The organism is Fructobacillus sp. CRL 2054 (genome assembly GCF_028764065.1).
Lineage (GTDB): Bacteria > Bacillota > Bacilli > Lactobacillales > Lactobacillaceae > Fructobacillus.
This window is the reverse complement of sequence record NZ_JACOFN010000001.1, coordinates 33,555-51,197: the sequence shown is the minus strand read 5'-3', so window position 1 is coordinate 51,197 and position 17,643 is coordinate 33,555. Positions and strand designations below refer to the sequence as shown.

Annotated in this window: 17 protein-coding genes and 1 tRNA gene; 11 read left to right on the top strand and 7 right to left on the bottom strand. The window is 44.3% G+C overall.

Annotation, left to right across the window (positions count from 1 at the left end; translation table 11 throughout):
- The first annotated feature begins 1 nt into the window (after position 1).
- The 6 genes from H7198_RS00270 (at position 2) to H7198_RS00245 (ending at position 4,712) form a co-directional block, all read left to right on the top strand.
- Positions 2-712 (top strand): NAD-dependent protein deacylase, encoded by a 711-nt coding sequence (locus H7198_RS00270; RefSeq protein WP_274457665.1) that lies wholly within the window; start codon positions 2-4, stop codon positions 710-712.
- Between the two features lie 58 nt (positions 713-770).
- Entirely contained in the window at positions 771-1,805 is a 1,035-nt protein-coding gene (locus H7198_RS00265) for a cation diffusion facilitator family transporter (protein WP_274457663.1), read from the top strand.
- A gap of 449 nt (positions 1,806-2,254) precedes the next feature.
- Complete coding sequence (locus H7198_RS00260; protein WP_274457661.1) at positions 2,255-3,637, top strand: Nramp family divalent metal transporter; 1,383 nt, start codon at positions 2,255-2,257, stop codon at positions 3,635-3,637.
- Between the two features lie 26 nt (positions 3,638-3,663).
- A complete protein-coding gene (locus tag H7198_RS00255; protein ID WP_274457659.1) occupies positions 3,664-4,125 on the top strand; it encodes a universal stress protein in 462 nt (153 codons plus the stop codon).
- 91 nt (positions 4,126-4,216) lie between these two features.
- Positions 4,217-4,561, top strand: a complete 345-nt coding sequence (locus H7198_RS00250) for an ArsR/SmtB family transcription factor (protein WP_274457658.1) — start codon at positions 4,217-4,219, stop codon at positions 4,559-4,561.
- A 67-nt stretch (positions 4,562-4,628) separates the two neighbouring features.
- Positions 4,629-4,712: transfer RNA gene (locus H7198_RS00245), tRNA-Leu, on the top strand.
- 134 nt (positions 4,713-4,846) lie between these two features.
- Here H7198_RS00245 and H7198_RS00240 read toward each other — a convergent pair.
- The 4 genes from H7198_RS00240 to H7198_RS00225 are packed head-to-tail and all read right to left on the bottom strand — an operon-like array spanning position 4,847 to position 8,004.
- Positions 4,847-5,752 (bottom strand): DNA/RNA non-specific endonuclease, encoded by a 906-nt coding sequence (locus H7198_RS00240; RefSeq protein WP_274457657.1) that lies wholly within the window; start codon positions 5,750-5,752, stop codon positions 4,847-4,849.
- Positions 5,752-6,486: an amino acid ABC transporter ATP-binding protein gene (locus tag H7198_RS00235; RefSeq protein ID WP_274457654.1), complete on the bottom strand. Its 735-nt coding sequence runs from the start codon at positions 6,484-6,486 to the stop codon at positions 5,752-5,754. Before H7198_RS00235 ends, H7198_RS00240 begins: the two co-directional genes overlap by 1 nt.
- Complete coding sequence (locus H7198_RS00230; protein WP_274457652.1) at positions 6,483-7,181, bottom strand: amino acid ABC transporter permease; 699 nt, start codon at positions 7,179-7,181, stop codon at positions 6,483-6,485. The genes H7198_RS00235 and H7198_RS00230 overlap by 4 nt, the downstream gene beginning before the upstream one ends.
- 28 nt (positions 7,182-7,209) lie before the next feature.
- Positions 7,210-8,004, bottom strand: a complete 795-nt coding sequence (locus H7198_RS00225) for a transporter substrate-binding domain-containing protein (RefSeq protein ID WP_274457650.1) — start codon at positions 8,002-8,004, stop codon at positions 7,210-7,212.
- Between the two features lie 435 nt (positions 8,005-8,439).
- On the opposite strand from H7198_RS00225, the gene metG reads away from it, so the two are divergent.
- Positions 8,440-10,479 carry a methionine--tRNA ligase gene (gene metG, locus H7198_RS00220; RefSeq protein WP_274457648.1) on the top strand — a complete coding sequence of 680 codons (2,040 nt, stop codon included), beginning with the start codon at positions 8,440-8,442 and terminating at the stop codon, positions 10,477-10,479.
- Between the two features lie 79 nt (positions 10,480-10,558).
- Here the strand turns inward: metG and H7198_RS00215 are convergent, their stop codons facing one another.
- Positions 10,559-11,896, bottom strand: coding sequence for a dihydrolipoyl dehydrogenase family protein (locus H7198_RS00215; RefSeq protein ID WP_274457646.1), 1,338 nt, complete (start codon positions 11,894-11,896; stop codon positions 10,559-10,561).
- 99 nt (positions 11,897-11,995) lie between these two features.
- Entirely contained in the window at positions 11,996-12,484 is a 489-nt protein-coding gene (locus H7198_RS00210) for an ECF transporter S component (protein ID WP_274457643.1), read from the bottom strand.
- Positions 12,485-12,696: 212 nt separating this feature from the next.
- Between H7198_RS00210 and gap the strand changes: the two genes are divergently transcribed.
- Complete coding sequence (gap, locus tag H7198_RS00205; protein WP_274457641.1) at positions 12,697-13,719, top strand: type I glyceraldehyde-3-phosphate dehydrogenase; 1,023 nt, start codon at positions 12,697-12,699, stop codon at positions 13,717-13,719.
- A 112-nt stretch (positions 13,720-13,831) separates the two neighbouring features.
- On the opposite strand, the gene nadE is transcribed toward gap, so the two are convergent.
- Positions 13,832-14,653, bottom strand: a complete 822-nt coding sequence (gene nadE / locus H7198_RS00200) for an ammonia-dependent NAD(+) synthetase (protein WP_274457639.1) — start codon at positions 14,651-14,653, stop codon at positions 13,832-13,834.
- Positions 14,654-14,912: 259 nt separating this feature from the next.
- On the opposite strand from nadE, the gene H7198_RS00195 reads away from it, so the two are divergent.
- From H7198_RS00195 to H7198_RS00185, 3 genes are all read left to right on the top strand, one after another.
- The gene (locus tag H7198_RS00195) at positions 14,913-15,641 is read left to right on the top strand and encodes a YdcF family protein (RefSeq protein WP_274457636.1); all 729 of its coding nucleotides are present in this window, start codon (positions 14,913-14,915) and stop codon (positions 15,639-15,641) included.
- 208 nt (positions 15,642-15,849) lie between these two features.
- Positions 15,850-16,554: a mucin-binding protein gene (locus H7198_RS06945; RefSeq protein WP_274457634.1), complete on the top strand. Its 705-nt coding sequence runs from the start codon at positions 15,850-15,852 to the stop codon at positions 16,552-16,554.
- A 50-nt stretch (positions 16,555-16,604) separates the two neighbouring features.
- Positions 16,605-17,504, top strand: a complete 900-nt coding sequence (locus H7198_RS00185; protein WP_274457906.1) for a mucin-binding protein — start codon at positions 16,605-16,607, stop codon at positions 17,502-17,504.
- Positions 17,505-17,643: the final 139 nt, after the last annotated feature.

Sequence of the window (17,643 nt, the reverse complement as noted above, 5' to 3'; positions counted from 1 at the left end):
AATGGAAATGGTTGATGAAAGAATCCAAGAAGCCTTTGACCATGCAAAGAAAATTGTTTTTTTGACTGGGGCAGGGGTTTCAACGGCGTCGGGTATTCCTGATTATCGTTCAAAGAACGGAGTCTATCAGGGTTTACAGTATTCGCCAGAGTATCTTTTATCTGACCAGGCTTTCCAAGGCATTCCAGAGATTCAATATCAATTCATGCAGGATAACCTCTACTTCCCGGACGCCAAGCCGAATGTCATCCATGAAAAGATGGCCGACTTTGTTCGTGAAGGACGTGCCCGTGTGATTACTCAAAATATTGATGATTTGGACGTGAAAGCAGGCCTTTCTGATAAGCAATTGATTCGCTTTCACGGCTCTCTTTACGACCTCTACTGTCCAAAGGATGGGCGGAAAGCAACTCTTGCTGAGTATCAACAGTCGCTTTACCGGGCCTCAGATCATGCCAAGATTCGCCCTCGAATCACCTTTTATGGTGAAGTACCATTCCGTGTGGAAGAGGCGGTTTCTTGGGTGGCCGATGCCGATTTGATTTGTCTGGTTGGTACTTCTTTTAAGGTGTATCCATTTGCTGGATTGCTAAATTACGCGCATAACCAAGTGCCTATTTTTGCTGTGAATTTAACACCATTGCCAAGTATGCCGGGTGTTGAACAGGTAATTGGAGATGCCACTAATTTCTTTAGTCAATTGAAAAATTAAGCCGAAAGGCTTTTTTTTATTTAGAAAAAAGGTATGATACAAAAAGGAGGAAGAGTATATGTCTAAACAAGAAGAGTGGCATGATTCAGAGAAGGGCCACTCCAGTACTGCAACTCAACCGAAGGAAAATCATGTTCACGAGCATGCACACCAGGCTGCACAGCCTTCGCAGAAACCCTATCTAATTGGGATTAGTTTGAACCTGATTTTCGTTTTGTCTGAGTTAGTCTTTGCAAAGTTAGCCCATTCAACGGCATTGTTTGCCGATGCCTTTCACAATTTATCAGACGTGTTAGCACTCGTGATCGCCTGGTTAGCAGTCTTGGTTTTTGGTATCAAAGCCACGCGTAGTAAAACTTACGGTTGGCACAATGTTTCCATTCTAGCTTCAATTTTTAACACTGTTCTGTTGCTCTTTGCTGTTGGAACAATCTTTGTTGAGGGAATGAGTGATTTATTGAACCCTGGTCATATTCATACGAATGGTGTCATGATTACCATAGTGGCTGCCATTGGCATTGTTGTGAACGTTTCAACAGCCATGCTCTTTAAGGCTTCTGGTGTACCAGACGAGCATGGTCACAGCCACGGTGGACACGGTCATGGACACGGGGATGGCCAAGATTTGAATGCGAAGACGGCCTACATCCATCTGCTGTCTGATGCGGGTGTTTCGATTGGCGTGATCCTTGCGGGTTGGTTGATTAAAGTCACTGGTTGGCAGTTGATTGACCCAATCGTTTCTTTGTTAATTGGTTTGATTATTCTAATTACAGCTTGGCCTGTGATGAAAGAAACGGTCAACTTAGCCATTAATGGTGTACCAGATGAAATCGATGAAGATGCGATTTATGACTATTTAACGAAGAAACCAGGAGTTGTTTCTTTGCATGATTTGCATATTTGGCCATTATCGACGACGGAAACTGCTTTGACGGTGCATCTCGCATTTTCAGATGACGTCTTAGAAAATAATCATGGTCAAAAATTACTCTCCATTATTGAGGATGAATTAAAACATGACTTTGGAATTAGCCACGTAACGATCCAAATTGAAGAGGCTAATCATCAAGAAAATTGCAATACAATTTAAGCTGTATTGTACGCTAAATATTCTCTGTTTCTGGTTAAATAAGAATGGTTCTCACTTATATGAGAGAATTACAAAGAAATGTTAAATTAAGATTAAATCATAAAAGAGGCTTAGGGCTTGTTCCTAAGCCTTTTTATATAAATATGAGACAAAAAAGGGAAATAGATGACAAAAATTACACTTGACCTGTTCTGCTGCTCGTGTAATATTAATTCTAGACTTAGGAAAAAGTCATTGGGTTAAGTACCTTTCATAAGCTTTCAACAACCAAGTTGAATGAAATCCTTTATGAAAATTATTTAGCGTAAAAAACGATAGCATTCTGCTATTCTATCTACTTTAGAATAACTCGATATTAAGCAAGAAAGTCTTGTGAACTTTTTTGCTGCGTTCGTTTTTAACGACATTCAATGACCACCTTCCTAAGGAGAATTCCAAAGGAGACAATTATGGACAATTCCATGAATAAAAAGACTCATCATTCATTGATTGAGCACGCCGGTGAGAAGTCATTGGCAGAAGTAAACGGTTCGATTGAAGTTCCAAAGGATGGATCTTTCTGGCGCCGTTTGTTAGCTTTCTCAGGGCCAGGTGCCTTGGTTGCCGTTGGTTATATGGATCCAGGTAACTGGGTTACATCAATCAAGGGTGGAGCTGCATACCACTACTTGTTGCTTTCAGTTATCTTGATTTCATCATTGATTGCCATGCTCTTGCAGTACATGGCTGGTAAGCTTGGAATCGTTAAGCAAGAAGATTTGGCCCAAGCCACTGGTAACCGTACGAACAAGTTCGGCCGTTACGCACTCTGGATCATGACCGAATTGGCCTTGGTCGCAACGGATATCGCCGAAGTTGTTGGTGGTGCCATTGCCATGTCATTGTTGTTTAGTTGGCCACTATTGGTTACCATCTTCTTGACTGCCTTCGATGTTATCATCCTTCTTCTCTTGATGAAGTTTGGATTCCGTAAGATTGAAGCGATTGTTATGACTTTGATTTTGACGATCTTGGTTGTCTTCGTTTACTTGACAGTCTTGTCAAAGCCTGACTGGGCAGCGGTTATGGGTAACTACGTACCTCGTCCACAGACTTTGTCAACTGACGCACTTCACGGATTGGACAGCCCAATCACATTGACTGCTGGTATCATTGGTGCCACGGTTATGCCTCACAACCTTTACTTGCACTCATCAATTTCACAAACACGTCAAGTGAACCATGATGATCCTGCTGAAGTGAAGGAAGCTATCAAGTTGATGACTTGGGATTCAAACCTCCAATTGACTTTGGCCTTCTTCATCAACTCAATGTTGTTGATTGTTGGTGCCGCTTTGTTCTTCGGTCACGCTACTGAATTGGACGGTTTCCACCAATTGTACGACGCATTGAACGACCACAACATCGCTGGTGCAATTGCATCACCTGTTTTGTCAACATTGTTCGCCTTGGCCCTCTTGGCTTCAGGTCAGAACTCAACGATTACTGGTACTCTTACCGGTGAAATCATCATGGAAGGGTTCTTGCACTTCCGTATCCCAATGTGGCTTCGTCGTGTGATTACCCGTGGTATCGCCATCACGCCTGTATTGATCATTGCGATCATGTACGGTGGTAACGAATCACAAATGGATGCCTTGATTGAATCAACACAGGTATTCTTGTCAATCGCCTTGCCATTCTCAATGGCCCCATTGATTTACTTTACTTCTTCAAAGAAGATTATGGGACAGTTTGCTAACTCTGCTTGGGTAAAGTGGGTTGGTTGGCTCTGCTTCGTTGGATTGACGATTATCAACATCGTTCTTGTCTGGAACATGTTTGCCGGATAAAAGCGAGTAGAATTTAGGAGGCTATGATGGCTGAATTACAATTGAATGTTGAACCAAAGCATTTCAAGACAATTTTGGTTGGTGTTGATGAATCAGAACAAGGCTACAACGCCTTGGCAAACGCCATCCACCAAGCGCGCGAAGATAACGCACACTTGATTATTGCTTCAATTTTGGAAATGGGTGACTTGTCAGCCATTGCCGCTTTGCACTTGGACGCTATCAAGGAAAAGCGCGAAGAAATTGAAAAGAACTTGGAAAAGTACCGTGCATACGCTGAATCACAAGGCGTAAAGCAAGTTGACACTGTCTTTGATGACGGTGACAAGGCTGGCCAAATCATGGTCGAGGACATTGCTCCTTCTGTGAAGGCTGACCTTCTTGTTGTGGGTGCCCACTCACGTCAAGGCTTCTGGGGATCAATCGGTTCTCAAGCTGCTTACATCGCACGTAACTCAAAGATTTCTGTTTTGATTGTTCAAGACTAAAAGATTTGAAAAGTCCCTGCTTCGGCAGGGGCTTTTTTTGTTGTCTATTTTAGGTCGGTCTGACTTCGATTGCTTTTGCTATAATAGGGATATGCAAAAAAGAATCCTTGAAGAATTAAGCCATATCTTTAAATTGCTTTCGGCTGAAAAGCGTTTAGCAATTTTGATGCTATTACAGGAGCGAACGTATACTGTTTCCGAGCTAGTAGAAGAGCTTGGAATGGAACAATCGGCTGTCTCACACCAATTGAAGGCTTTGCGTGAAGAACAAGTGGTAACGGATGAAAAAGTCGGACGGACAGTTACTTACCGTTTAACCGATTCCCACATTATTGATCTGTTAGAAAACGCCGAAGAACACGTTGGACACTTAGTTAAAAACGAAACGCATGCCGAGTGGTTAGCTGACGAGACATCTCGTAAAAATTCCAAATAAAATATCGTTTTATTCTTGACAGGGAGTGCTCCCCTTGATAAACTGATATAGTTGTAAAAAACGAATTGCCCTTGTGGCGGAATTGGCAGACGCGCTGGACTCAAAATCCAGTGGTGGCAACACCGTGTGGGTTCGACTCCCACCGAGGGCATCTCAAAAGAGAAACGAGAAATCGTTTCTCTTTTTTTAGATAATTATTTGATATTCATTCCTTTAAATAAAATGCAGCTATATAGGTAAAGAAAAAGGGCACTTCCTATTTAATAGGAAGTGCCCTTTTTGTCTTTAATTGATTGTTGATGAGCCGGTATTGTAGTTAATCGTAACACCAGGTTGAACATTAAATATCCAGTAGTTCAGGTTGAGACTAGCCCCATTATCTTCAACCGATTTGGCCATGTAGTGAACACCACGGGGTACGAGTTCGTTACCTGAGTAAACAGGAGTTACCTGTCCGCGGATGGTGATATTTGGGTTCTGCTTAATGGCATAGCGGATATCATCCTCCGGTACTAACTGACCTGGATAGGCGTTTTCAACGCGGGTCCCGGTTGTCATGTTTTCCGTCACCATAGTAGGCATACCAAAGAACTGGTAACCGACGATGTGGGACTTATTCCAGAGGGCTTGCTTGCTACCGCCAAGGGTAACCTTGGGATTGTTGTGGTAGCCACCAATCCAGGCGGTCCCGTTAAAGTGATCGTTTTGGTTCCAACCGGATGGTCGAACTGACTGTGGGATTTGGCTAGGACGCTTGGTAACCTGATCCATAGCAGCCTTAGAAGCGACAAAGTTAGCTTGCTGAGAACGGCCTAAGGAATCAAGAGCCGATAGTGAAAGACCATCGACTGGGTTTAGCTTACTGCCGTTGCCGGGAAAGGTTTCCTGCATTTCAGTCGCTGTAAAAGTCGCCTGGTTATTATTCAAATGAACAATATCGCCATCAAGGGTGCCGTCCCATTTGATGTTTAATAAATCAGCATCGTTAGAGGCAGAACTTGATGGGGTATTGGCAGACTTATTGGCTTTCTTTGCCGATTGAAGTACCTTGGACTGACTTTGCCCGGTACTTGATTTGTGCTTGTGATTATCCTGACCAAAGGCTTGGTAGGAGAGTACAGCAGCAATTGCGATGATAATTGCAATGGTTTGAGAAAAGCGGGATTTAGATTGTTTTCGACGTTTGGCCATTAGAAGGACATTGCTCCCAAGAATTGTTGAATGCGTTCGCTATCAGAGTGGAAGAAAGTTTCCGTAGCTCCATTATAGCCAACTTTACCATCATCAATGAAAACAATCTGGTCGGCGACTTGTTCTGCAAAGGCCATGTTGTGTGTGACGACAACCATCGAAGTATCTTTTTTTGCTAAGTCTTTCAGAACACGCAGAACCTGTGCCTCTAACTCGGGATCGAGAGCGGATGTTGGTTCGTCTAATAGTAGGTATTTTGGTGACATAGCCAGCGCTCGTAAAATGGCAACACGCTGTTGCTGTCCTCCAGAAAGTTGGTAAGGATAGCGGTCGGCTAGTTCGGACATACCAAATTGTTCGAGGAGTTCGCTGGCCTTTGCTTCGGCTTCTTGCTTGTTCTTCTTTTGAACCTTAATGGGACCTTCGGTCAAATTACGCATCACCGTTAAGTGCGTGAACAAAGCCTTTTCCTGGAAGACCATCGCCGTTTTTTGCCGAATCTGTAAGATTTGGCTTGTCGTGATTGGCTGTGAAAGGTCCAAAGTCAAATCATCGATTTGCAACTTTCCCTGGTCCGGCCGTTCCAGTAGGTTCAGCGAACGAAGCAGGGTGGACTTACCAGAACCAGAAGGACCCACGATGGCTATGGTTTGTTCGGCCGGGAAGGTGAGATTGATGTCGTCGAGGGCGACTTTATCAGGATAGTGCTTGAAAAGATGTTCAACTTGAATCATTGTGCGAACCTCGATGTGTACTTCTCTAAGTAATGTTGGGCAATCGCTAGGATTGACGTGAAGAAGGCGTAAACCATAGCCACTAAGATGTACATGGATAGAACCTTATAGTTCGCCGCGGCAATTTGTTGGGCTAGGTAGAAAATTTCGACAATTGTGATAACGGATGCCAAGGAAGTGTCCTTTAACAGTGAAATCAGTGAGTTGGAGAGCGGTGGGATGGAAATCCGTGCTGCCTGTGGTAAAACCACGTTCCAATAGACCTGTGCGCTTGTCATCCCTAAGGATTCGGCTGCCTGCTTTTGTACTTCGGGTACGGAGGCGATGCTTGCTCGAATCGTTTCGGAAGCGTAGGCCCCAGTATTGAGTGAAAAGACGGTGATTGCTGAAACCCAAGCAGATTGGAAAAGAGCGATGTGAGCGTTTGGCAAACCGTAAAAAACAATGAAGAGTTGCACCAAAAGTGGTGTGGAACGGAAGAACCAAACGTAGGCTGCTGCTAACCACTTAAGTAGTTGAAGCGCAGCTGCTGCCCATTCGTTTTGTGGTAATTTAGCCACTCGAATGATGGCGGTAATGGAGGCCAGGATGATACCAAAGAAGAAGGCAATGGCCGTTAATGGGAGGGTATATTTGAGCGCTGTCATGAAGAGCTCGGGCAGGTATTTGACTGCCAGGTTGAAAAAGTCAATCATCTTTTCTTCCTATCTGTAAGTGTCTTGCTTATTCCTTGGTTAGGTCCTTGTTAAAGTATTTCTTTGAAAGCTTTGTCAAAGTCCCGTCGTCGCGAAGCTCCTGCATGGCCTTGTTGACCTTGGACTGCAACTTCTTGCTGTCCTTGTTCATCAAGACACCGTCAGGCGTTGAGCCCATTTCTTTTGAAATATCGACGGCTTCCACATCGGCGTTGGGGTTGGACTGCTTCCAGTTTTCAAAGGCCCCCATGTCGTTTAGTGAACCATCGGCACGGTTTGTTGTGACTAAGTTCATGGCCTCGATGATACCGGCAACGGCCTTGATGTTGGCTCCTTCGGCTTTGGCCTTCTTACCATAGTTGGAAGTAACGGATTGAGCCATCGTATTTCCCTTGATGTCGGACAGGTTGTTCAGGGAAGTATCACCAGTACGCTTGATCAACGCCGCGCGTGGATACAGGTAGGCTGTTGACATGCGGTAGTTCTTCTTACGCTCGTCTGTGATGCCGATGTTGTTAATGACGGCATCGTAGCGCTTGGAGTTGAGGCCAGCGATTAATGAGTCCCACTTAGACTGAACAAAGTTGACCTTCATGTCCATTTTCTTAGCCAGCGCTTCGGCGATTTCAACTTCGAATCCGGTTAGCTTCCCTTTATCGTCGTGGTAGGAGAAGGGCGCGTAAGTCCCCTCCAGTCCAACGGTGAAGGTGCCGGACTTGATGGTTGTTGATTCTGAGTTCGACGAGGTCATTTTCACGATACCAAAGATACCGCCAATGATAACGATGAGACCTGCGAGGATAATTGCCATTTTCTTATTCATTTGTATACTCCTAAATTTTTGCAAAATAAAAACCACCCATTCAGCAGATTATCCTCTGCTAGTGGGTGGTTTTTAGCCTATAAACGCCACCCTAAAAAAGAGGTGCGCAACAGCAAACCATAAGAGTCGTCGTAAGTTGTTGGTTGTTTCGAATGTTCGCGTTCATAGGTTGTCTCCTTTTGTGATATGCACTAAGTGTACCGGGGGGCGTTTTTTTTGTCAATACAGTTTAGTAAATATTAGATAAAGTTGGAGGGAATTGGTTTTATAAGATAATTCAATTAAAGGCCATTATAAAGCAATTAGTGAATAAATGCTCAAAAATGGTTTATTAGAACTTTGAATATTGATTAACCCGCTTTACTTGGCCTGGATGGGGCGACTTTGCTATAATAGTGAGCAGAACAGGCTCCATTAGCCAGGAAAGGGACTCATATGTCAGAAAAAAATACCTTCTATATTACAACCCCAATTTACTATCCATCAGGAAAGCTCCAATTGGGTAACACTTACACGACTGTTTTGGCCGATGCCGCAGCTCGTTACCACCGTTTGCTCGGTGACGATGTTTTCTTCTTAACTGGAACCGATGAACACGGTGAAAAGATTCAGAAGAAGGCCGCAGCCGCTGGAACGAGCGAAAAGGAATACTTGGACAAGATGGCCAAGGACATCAAGGAACTCTGGTCTTTGATGCACATTTCTTACGACAAGTTCATTCGTACGACGGACGTCGACCACGAAAAGGCCGTCCAAAAGATTTTCCAGAAGTTGCTTGATCAAGGCGACATCTACAAGGGAACTTATGAAGGCTGGTATTCAGTTTCTGATGAAGAGTACTTTACCGAATCACAATTGGCCGAAGTTTACCGAGATGCCGATGGCAACATGATTGGTGGTAAGGCGCCATCTGGCCACGACGTGGAAAAGATTCAAGAAGAAACTTACTTCTTCAAAATGTCAAAGTACGCCGACTGGTTGGTTGACTACTACAAGAACCACCCAGAATTCGTTCAACCTGAATCACGTATGAACGAAATGCTTCAAAACTTTATCTTACCAGGATTGGAAGATTTGGCCGTTACCCGTACGTCATTTGACTGGGGTGTACCGGTTCCGGGTGATGAAAAGCACGTTATTTACGTTTGGATTGATGCTTTGGCTAACTATATTACAGCCTTGGGATACGGTTCAGATAACGATGAATTGTTGAAGAAGTTCTGGCCTGCTAACGTCCAGTTGGTGGGTAAGGAAATCGTTCGTTTCCACATTATCTACTGGCCAATCATGCTCCACGCCCTTGGATTGGAATTGCCAAAGGAAATCATCGGACACGGTTGGTTGGTCATGAAGGACGGTAAGATGTCCAAGTCCAAGGGAAATGTAATTTACCCTGAAGATTTGACTAGCCGTTACAGCTTGGACGCGGTTCGTTACTACTTGCTCCGCGCGATGCCATTTGGAAACGATGGTGTCTTCTCACCCGAAGACTTCGTTGACCGCGTCAACTTTGACTTGGCAAACGACCTTGGAAACTTGTTAAACCGTACGGTTGCCATGATTAACAAGTACGAAGGTGGCGTGATTCCTGAGTTCGTTTCAGATAAGACAGAATTCGATTCTGACTTTGAAGAATTGGTTGCCGAAAAAGTCGCAGCCTTTAACGAACAGATGACTGCCGTGCACACGGCCGATGCGCTTGAATCTGTTTGGGCCATCGTTCGCCGTGCTAACAAGTACATCGACGAAACGGCTCCTTGGGTCTTGGCCAAGACGGCTGCAGAAGATCCTGCTGCAAAGGAAACTTTGTCAGCTGTCATGGCCCACTTGGCTGCTGCTCTCCGTGTCATTGCCGCAACCTTGCAACCAGTCATGGTTGATGCTCCAAAGGAAATCTTCGAGCAGTTAGGTTTGACTTTGCCAGCAGAGGGCGTGAGCTTGGAAGACTTGGCTATGGCTGACCTTCCTGCCGGTGCCACTGTCGTGAAGAAGGGACAGCCAATCTTCCCACGTTTGGATGTTGAACAGGAAGTGGCCTTCATTGCTGGTTTGGTATCTAAGGATACCAAGGGTAAGGGCCGTGCCGTTAAGGAAGCCGCTAAGCAAGCTGAACAAGAGAAGGAAGCTGCAGCGGTTGAACACAAGCCTGCCATCGAATACGATGACTTTGATAAGGTGGAAATCTTAGCCGCTAAGATTACGGCTGCTGAACTTTTGCCAAAGTCAAAGAAGTTGATTAAGTTTACTTTGGATGATGGTTCTGACAAGCCACGTCAGATTCTTTCTGGAATCCGTCAGTGGTACCCAGAACCAGAAGTTTTGGTTGGTAAGACGGTTGCCATCGTGGCGAACATGAAGCCACGTAAGATGGCCGGCGAACTTTCCGAAGGAATGGTTTTGTCTGCAGAAAAGAACGGTATTGTGACCGTGACAATCTTGCCAGATTCAATTGAAGCTGGTTCAGGCATTGAATAAAAAGTATAAATAAAAAAGCGCCTCGTTTCGTAATGAAATGAGGTGCTTTTTTACATTGCTTTGTTGAAAAGTGACCTGCTTACTGCAAGTTATCCAAGGCTGAGTATCCGATTGATGGGAAAATCGTTACTAAACGCTTGATTTGAGCGGGTGTGTAACCGAATTCGATGGCTGGAAGAAGGGCGTTGACCACGTTTTCGGCCTTGTCTGACAATTCAATCACACCGACTAATTGCTTATTCTTGTTGTAAATCAAAGAGCGTTTACCGGCCTTTTCAAAGTCAACCAGACGGTACCAGTCATCCATGACGTCCTGTTCAATAATGTCGAACTGATCAGGATGGGCCTTGGCTTCATCAACCGTCACACCGGCCTGTGCCAAGCGTGGCGTTGTGAAAAGGTTTTCACCGATGGCTGGGTAGTTGATGGCTTCTTTATCTTCACCTAGAATGTGGGAAACAATGTACTGTGATTCAAAGGTTGCCGTTGGCGTTAACTTTGGTTGGGACTTCTTGATGACGTCACCAGAAGCGTAGATGTTTGAAACGGCGGTTTGAAGGAATTCGTTGACTTCAATTCCCTTGTGATCGTATTTGATGCCGAGTTCGGCCAAGTTAAGACCATCGGTATTAGGAATACGACCGGTTGCATCAAGAATGTAGTCGGCAGGGAATGAACCGGTGTTGGTTGAGATTGAGTAAGATGAACCATTTTGTTCAATCTTTTCAACCGTTGTGTTCTTGATGAAGAGAACACCTTGTTTAGCCAAAGCCTTCAGCAATTCTTCCGTGTAGTCACGGTTAAAGGCTGGCAGTGCTTGTTGGTCGCGCATGATAACCGTTACCTGTGAACCGGCAGCGCGCATGATGGAAGCAGCCTCCAATCCGATGAAACCAGCGCCGATGATAACCATCTTCTTTGGAACAACGGGGATGCTCAAGAAGTCCTTTGAATCGTGTAGGAATTCTTTTCCGGGTAGGTCCAAGCGGTGTGAGTGCTGACCTGTGGCGATAACGACTTTGTCGGCATTTACCTTACGGTCGCCAACTTGAAGGGTGTGGGCATCAATAAATGATGCATGGCCGAAGATGAAGTCAACACCGGCAGACTCCATGGCACCCTGAATGGCAGGAGCGAATCCATTGATAATTTCTTGCTTACGCTTCATGGCTGTTGGCCAGTCAATGTGCGTATCACCGGCGATGACACCGTCTGACTGCTTAGCTGTTTGAACAGCCTTAGCAGGCGCTTCCAAAATAATTTTGGCGTTGCAACCCCAGTTTGGACAAGTTCCACCTACTTTATCTTCTTCGATAAAGGCAACGGTCTTGCCTGCAGCAGTAAGTGCAGGTGCACCATCAAAGGCACCGTGACCGGCACCGATGAAAACAACGTCATAATCAAATGTTTGTGACATGAATTTCCTCCTTGTTTCCTTCTTTACATTATCCCATGAATATTAAGAAAATAAAAACTTTCTAAAAAATAAAAAGCAGACCCAGGGGTCTGCTTATAATTACTTGATGCTGATGCGTCCTTTTAAGAAAGGTAAGATGATGAGTGCAATAACGGCCCCAAAGACACATTGACCAAGGTTTCCAACGATAGAAGCCCAACCAGCGGCCCAGTTATATAGGATGGCGCCAGCAAAGACGTATCCGATGATCATCACGATCGAAGCGACGATAAGAGCGATTGCTTGCGCCCAAGTAGACTTGGCGATGGCCATGCCGGCGATGTAACCTTCTAGTCCGTGGATAACGAATGAAAAGATTAACCACTGTGGATAACCCGCGAATAAATCAAGAAGTCCACCTGAGAAGGCCCCAACCAAGAAACCAGCACCTGATCCCATGGTTAAAGCGGCGACAAAGATGCCGGCTTCAACCAGGTTTACAAAGCCAGAGGTTGCTGGAACGGGAATGTGAACCACATAGGATAGGGCCACATTGAGGGCGATTATTGCTGCTAAGATCGTAATTTTTTTACTTGACCAAGTTTTCATAGTCTCTCTCCCTTATGTTTCCTTATTTAGAAAGGAAAATTTAAATATTCTTTTTATTTTACCATGATAATTTAATAAACACCCATATATTATAGTAAATGGTATGGTCAGGCTTGTGAGGAAATATATATTCGACTTGCACTGCTAACTAGCCATTGTGTTATAATATGGGTGTTGACATAGGTCAAAAAATTATTTGGAGGTCTACACACATGACTGTGAAGATTGGTATTAACGGATTCGGTCGTATTGGTCGTTTGGCATTCCGCCGTATCTTGGAATTGGGTGACTCAGCTGCTGATGTTGAAGTTGCAGCCATCAACGATTTGACTAGCCCTGAAATGTTGGCATACTTGTTTAAGTATGACTCAATTCACGGTACTTTGAACGCGGATGTTTCAGCTGACGAAACTGGAATCATCGTTAACGGAAAGCACTACACTGTTTATGCAGAACGTAACGCTGCTGACTTGAAGTGGGTTGAAAACGATGGCGTTGACTACGTATTGGAAACTACTGGTTTCTATACTTCAGCCGAAAAGTCACAAGCCCACTTGGACGCAGGTGCTAAGAAGGTTTTGATTTCTGCACCAGCCGGTGACGTTCCTACTGTTGTCTATGGTGTTAACCAAGACATCTTGAAGTCATCAGATAAGATTGTTTCTGCTGGTTCATGTACTACTCAGTCATTGGCTCCAATGGCCAACGCACTTGAAAAGGAATTCGGTGTTAAGACTGGTTTGATGTTGACTATCCACGCTTACACAGCTTCACAAAGCTTGCAAGATGGACCAAAGTCACCAAAGTTTGAAAAGCGTCAAGCAAACCGCGATGCTGCATCAAACTCATTGCCACACTCATCTGGTGCCGCTAAGGCAATCGGAAAGGTTGTTCCTTCATTGGATGGTAAGTTGACTGGTTCAGCTATCCGTGTTCCTGTTCCTGATGGCTCAATCACTGAATTGACTGCTGTTTTGAAGAAGGATGCTACTGTTGAAGAAATCAACGCAGCTATGAAGAAGTACGAATCTGATTCATTCGGATACAACGGTGACGGATTGGTATCAAACGATATCATCAACGACACTCACGGTACTGTCTTTGACCCAACACAGACTGAAATCATCGAAGGTGACGGTCAACAATTGGTTAAGATTGCTGCTTGGTACGACAACGAATACGGTTTCACTTCAAACATGATTCGTACTTTGTTGCACTTCGCACACATCGGCTAAAATTAAAAATTAATTTTTTCGAAGAACTGCCTTTTGGCGGTTCTTTTTTTGTTCCCAGTTTTAAAGCGAAACAAAAGGACATAACAATCGTTATGTCCTTTTTTGAATGATTTTAGTAAAACCAAGTATCATAAATGGTGACTGGTTCGTGGCGTTTGTGTTGTGATGCAAGGTAGAGTTCTTCAATACGCTGAGCATCTTTTCGATCGATTTCTTTTCCTTCGAGATAGTCATCGATACTATCGTAAGTAAGACCGAGGGCGACCTCATCTGGTAGTTGTGGATGATCATCTTCTAAATCAGCGGTTGGCACTTTCTTATATAGGTGAGTGGGTGCCTTTAGTTCGACGAGCATTGCTTGGCCCTGTCGCTTATTGAGTCGCCAGAGGGGATTAATATCCGTTCCACCATCGCCGTATTTTGTGAAAAAGCCGGTCACTGATTCAGCGGCATGGTCGGTTCCGATGACAGCCAGGTTATGTTCGCGAGCTACGGCATACTGAGCAATCATCCGTATCTTTGGCTTGATTGATCCCCGACTGAGATCGTCGACCTTGAGCCCGGCCTTTCGGAGGGAGATAACCATAGCATCGGTACTAGCTTGAATATCAGTAGTAATAGTCCTGTCAGGTTGAATGAAATCGAGGGCAGCTTGTGCATCTTCTTCATCTTTTTGTTCACCATAGGGTTGGCGAACGGCGATGAATTGGTAATTGTTTTGATTTTCCTCGCGTAATTCGTTGATAGCAAGTTGCGCAATTTTTCCAGCTAAGGTCGAATCTTGACCGCCTGAGATGGCTAGTAACAGTCCCTTGTACTGACTGTGGAGCAAGTACTGCTTTAAAAAGTCGATTGAACGACGGATTTCAGCTTGTGGGTCAATGACTGGTTGTACCTTTAATTCTGAAATGATTTTGCTTTGTAAATCACGCACGATGTTATCTCCATTTAGAAATTTTGATGCAGTGTAAAATGCGTTCGTTTTAAGAAAACTTACGAGAATGATTATAGCAGTAAAATGCCATAGTGTTATCTTAAAAGGTTCCGATTGATTTCATTCCTGCTGGTTTATAATGTGGGTAAAGCTTTTGATTTGAGGCATTGTTATGTTACTTATTGTTCTACTATCTTTAACTTCAGTTCTAGTTCTTTCCTTAGCTTGGTTATCCTGGGGGATTTGGTGGCGATTGCGGATGCGTCCGATGATGTTCATTTTGACCATCTTTTTGCTTTGCCTATTAGGGGTTGCCTGGTTGGGCGCGGTGTTCGCAATTCAAAGCGAAATACTAAAAGCACTCTGGACGGGTTCCCTCGGGAATTTGTTCCTACTTGATGCAGGCTGGTGTCTGACTTTGCTAGCGATGAAGGTTTACGACTACCGTCACCGTAAAATTCCTCAGGTTCAGGATATGATTGTCCTTGGTGCTTACTTGAAAGACGGCCATGAAGTTGGACCTATTTTGGCGGGACGGATTAATCGAGCAATGCAGGTAGCAGTTGATCAAGGATGTCGAGCAACAATCATTTTTACTGGTGGACAGGGATTTGACGAAGAGCTGCCGGAAGGCTTGGCGATGAAAAAATACGCGGAAAAGACTTTTGATTATCCCAAAGGGCAGTTATTAGTGGAAAGTCGTAGTCGCAATACTTTTCAAAACCTGACATTTTCAAAGGAAAAACTACATGATTTAAGTCAAACCATTTTAATTGCCACCTCAGACTACCATGTTTTACGTGCTTCCTTTTTGGCCCGGCGAGTTGGACTTCCAACCCAAGTGATTGGTGCTAAAACAACTTTTCGAGTTCGTTGGCGGGGACGATTGCGAGAATATCTGGCGCTGTTAAATCTGCAGCAAGGCCTAGTTGCCATTACGATTTTTTTGATTTATTTTGCCAGCTTTTTAATTGTTTTCTTCTTATAATATAGGTTAATTTATTTAGAAAATAAGGCTTCGAAAATGCGGGTGTAAAAAATTACGCTTCTTTACATTTTCGGAGTTTTTTATTAATAATATTACGCCCAGTATTACGAGAAGATAACGATTTGAATATATGGTCTTAGAATGAAAGTTAAACGTTGAAATAAAGCGAACAGGAGAGTACAACTTAGGTATAAGGTAGGGCTTTAATATGTTAAAAGACATCAAAAAGATTGATTGGGAACTAACCCATAAATATACACACCTGAACAAAAAGTATCTGCATAAGATTGAAAAGGAGTGGGCCGTACTGTCCGTTGCTGCTTTTACTTTTGCTGGCGGAGTTTCATTAATCCAACAGCCAAAGGTTGAAGGAACCGATGCAGAAGAAACGAAGGTAGTAGCGAGCGCACCAAGTACTACTGCCTACCGGTCAATGATAACGAAAATGCACGCTAAGCAGAGTGAGTTAACTAACAGCGACACGACTGGTAATGCTACTAATAACAGCGCTGCTGCGACTACGCCGGTTAAGGACAACCTGGGCCTGATTCATCCCGGAAACATTCCAGCGGGTGTGCCTTTGTCGGACTTTTTGAAAACCTACAACCGCGTTATCCACTATAAGGATGCGGAAAATCCAAACGGCCCTGATATTGCCCCTTCAGCAACACAGCCTGTTTCATTGGTGCGTTGGGCTACCTATGATTACACTACCAATAAGGTAGTCGGTTGGGGGCGTATAGCCACTGCGACGCATCGTATAACCCTGATGGTTATTCCGCAGATTTTCCAGCTCAAGTTTCTCCTGTTCTTACTTCTCAAGGATTTACTGATCCAGATCAGCCAACAGTTGGTGAACAGCAAATTCCTAACACTCAACTTATCACACCTGACCAAGCGGATGAACAGGTAACGGTTTACTACCAGCACGCACGTCGCGCTGTTGTACCAGCTGATAAGGCTGTGACTGACAAGGATGTTACTCGTACGATTAACTTGGTTGATGCTGATGATAACAACCATTCATTGGGTCAGACAAAGCAAACGGTACACTTGCACCGCCAAGCCGAGTACTTTGATTTGGTTAAGAATCAAATTGTTTATGGTGATTGGACTGCCACATCGGCCGATAAGGACTGGGCTGCTTATACTGCTCCCGATAAGTCGAGCGATGGCTATGTTAACCCCACGAACTCTATCAGTGAACAGGCGGTTACAGGAACAACGTCGGATGACGCAGCGACACTCGCCTATCACCATCAAAAAGATAACGTTACTTCCCAGACGGCAGGACTTTCAAAAAAGTATCGTGCAGAGCTATCTAAGAAAATTACTCGAACGATTCGCTATGAGAATAGCGAAGGGCAAAAGATTGCCCCAGACGTTGTTCAAACCGTTGACTTTGAGCGAACAGCCCAAGAGGACATGGTCACCCACCAGTTGATTGGCTTTAGCCAATGGGGAACAACAACCGGAAATGTTTGGGCTAGCCAAGATTCACCAGCTGTTGCGGGTTATGATAACCCCGACAAGAAGACGGTTGCGCAAGAACAAGTTGGCCTGAATGATACTGATAAGACGGTAACTGTTCATTATCAGAAGAGTGCCGTAAAACCAAGCAATAACAATGGTGGTAATGGCACTAATGGTGCTAATGCCAACAGTGGAAATAACGCTGGTAGTGCTACTTCAGGCTCAACTCCAGCTAACCAGCAGCCTGTTTCGACAAATAAGGCATCGAAAATACTATCTGCTTTACCAAATACCGGTAAGAAGGTTATCCGTTCCGTCTGGCCAGCTGTCACAGGAGCTGTAGCGGGTATTAGCTATGTCTTCACTAAGAAGCGTCATGAAGATGAATAATCTTTACCTAAACTAAACAGATTAATGTTAAAAGAGCCGCTCATGCCTTGGCACAAGCGGCTCTTTTTCTATTAGATAATGCTTCGATGGAGAGATAGTTTGACTATCGAAGTATTTATGGTAGACTATCATTATCTTG

Excerpts from the sequence above, each read along its gene's own strand:
- H7198_RS00270 (WP_274457665.1), top strand. The coding sequence starts at position 2 with ATGGAAATGGTTGATGAAAGAATCCAAGAAGCCTTTGACCATGCAAAG.
- metG (WP_274457648.1), top strand. The coding sequence starts at position 8,440 with ATGTCAGAAAAAAATACCTTCTATATTACAACCCCAATTTACTATCCA.
- H7198_RS00230 (WP_274457652.1), bottom strand. The coding sequence starts at position 7,181 with ATGATTGACTTTTTCAACCTGGCAGTCAAATACCTGCCCGAGCTCTTC.
- H7198_RS00240 (WP_274457657.1), bottom strand. The coding sequence starts at position 5,752 with ATGGCCAAACGTCGAAAACAATCTAAATCCCGCTTTTCTCAAACCATT.
- H7198_RS06945 (WP_274457634.1), top strand. The coding sequence starts at position 15,850 with ATGTTAAAAGACATCAAAAAGATTGATTGGGAACTAACCCATAAATAT.
- H7198_RS00265 (WP_274457663.1), top strand. The coding sequence starts at position 771 with ATGTCTAAACAAGAAGAGTGGCATGATTCAGAGAAGGGCCACTCCAGT.
- H7198_RS00195 (WP_274457636.1), top strand. The coding sequence starts at position 14,913 with ATGCGTCCGATGATGTTCATTTTGACCATCTTTTTGCTTTGCCTATTA.
- H7198_RS00255 (WP_274457659.1), top strand. The coding sequence starts at position 3,664 with ATGGCTGAATTACAATTGAATGTTGAACCAAAGCATTTCAAGACAATT.
- H7198_RS00260 (WP_274457661.1), top strand. The coding sequence starts at position 2,255 with ATGGACAATTCCATGAATAAAAAGACTCATCATTCATTGATTGAGCAC.
- H7198_RS00235 (WP_274457654.1), bottom strand. The coding sequence starts at position 6,486 with ATGATTCAAGTTGAACATCTTTTCAAGCACTATCCTGATAAAGTCGCC.
- H7198_RS00210 (WP_274457643.1), bottom strand. The coding sequence starts at position 12,484 with ATGAAAACTTGGTCAAGTAAAAAAATTACGATCTTAGCAGCAATAATC.
- H7198_RS00225 (WP_274457650.1), bottom strand. The coding sequence starts at position 8,004 with ATGAATAAGAAAATGGCAATTATCCTCGCAGGTCTCATCGTTATCATT.
- gap (WP_274457641.1), top strand. The coding sequence starts at position 12,697 with ATGACTGTGAAGATTGGTATTAACGGATTCGGTCGTATTGGTCGTTTG.
- H7198_RS00215 (WP_274457646.1), bottom strand. The coding sequence starts at position 11,896 with ATGTCACAAACATTTGATTATGACGTTGTTTTCATCGGTGCCGGTCAC.
- H7198_RS00250 (WP_274457658.1), top strand. The coding sequence starts at position 4,217 with ATGCAAAAAAGAATCCTTGAAGAATTAAGCCATATCTTTAAATTGCTT.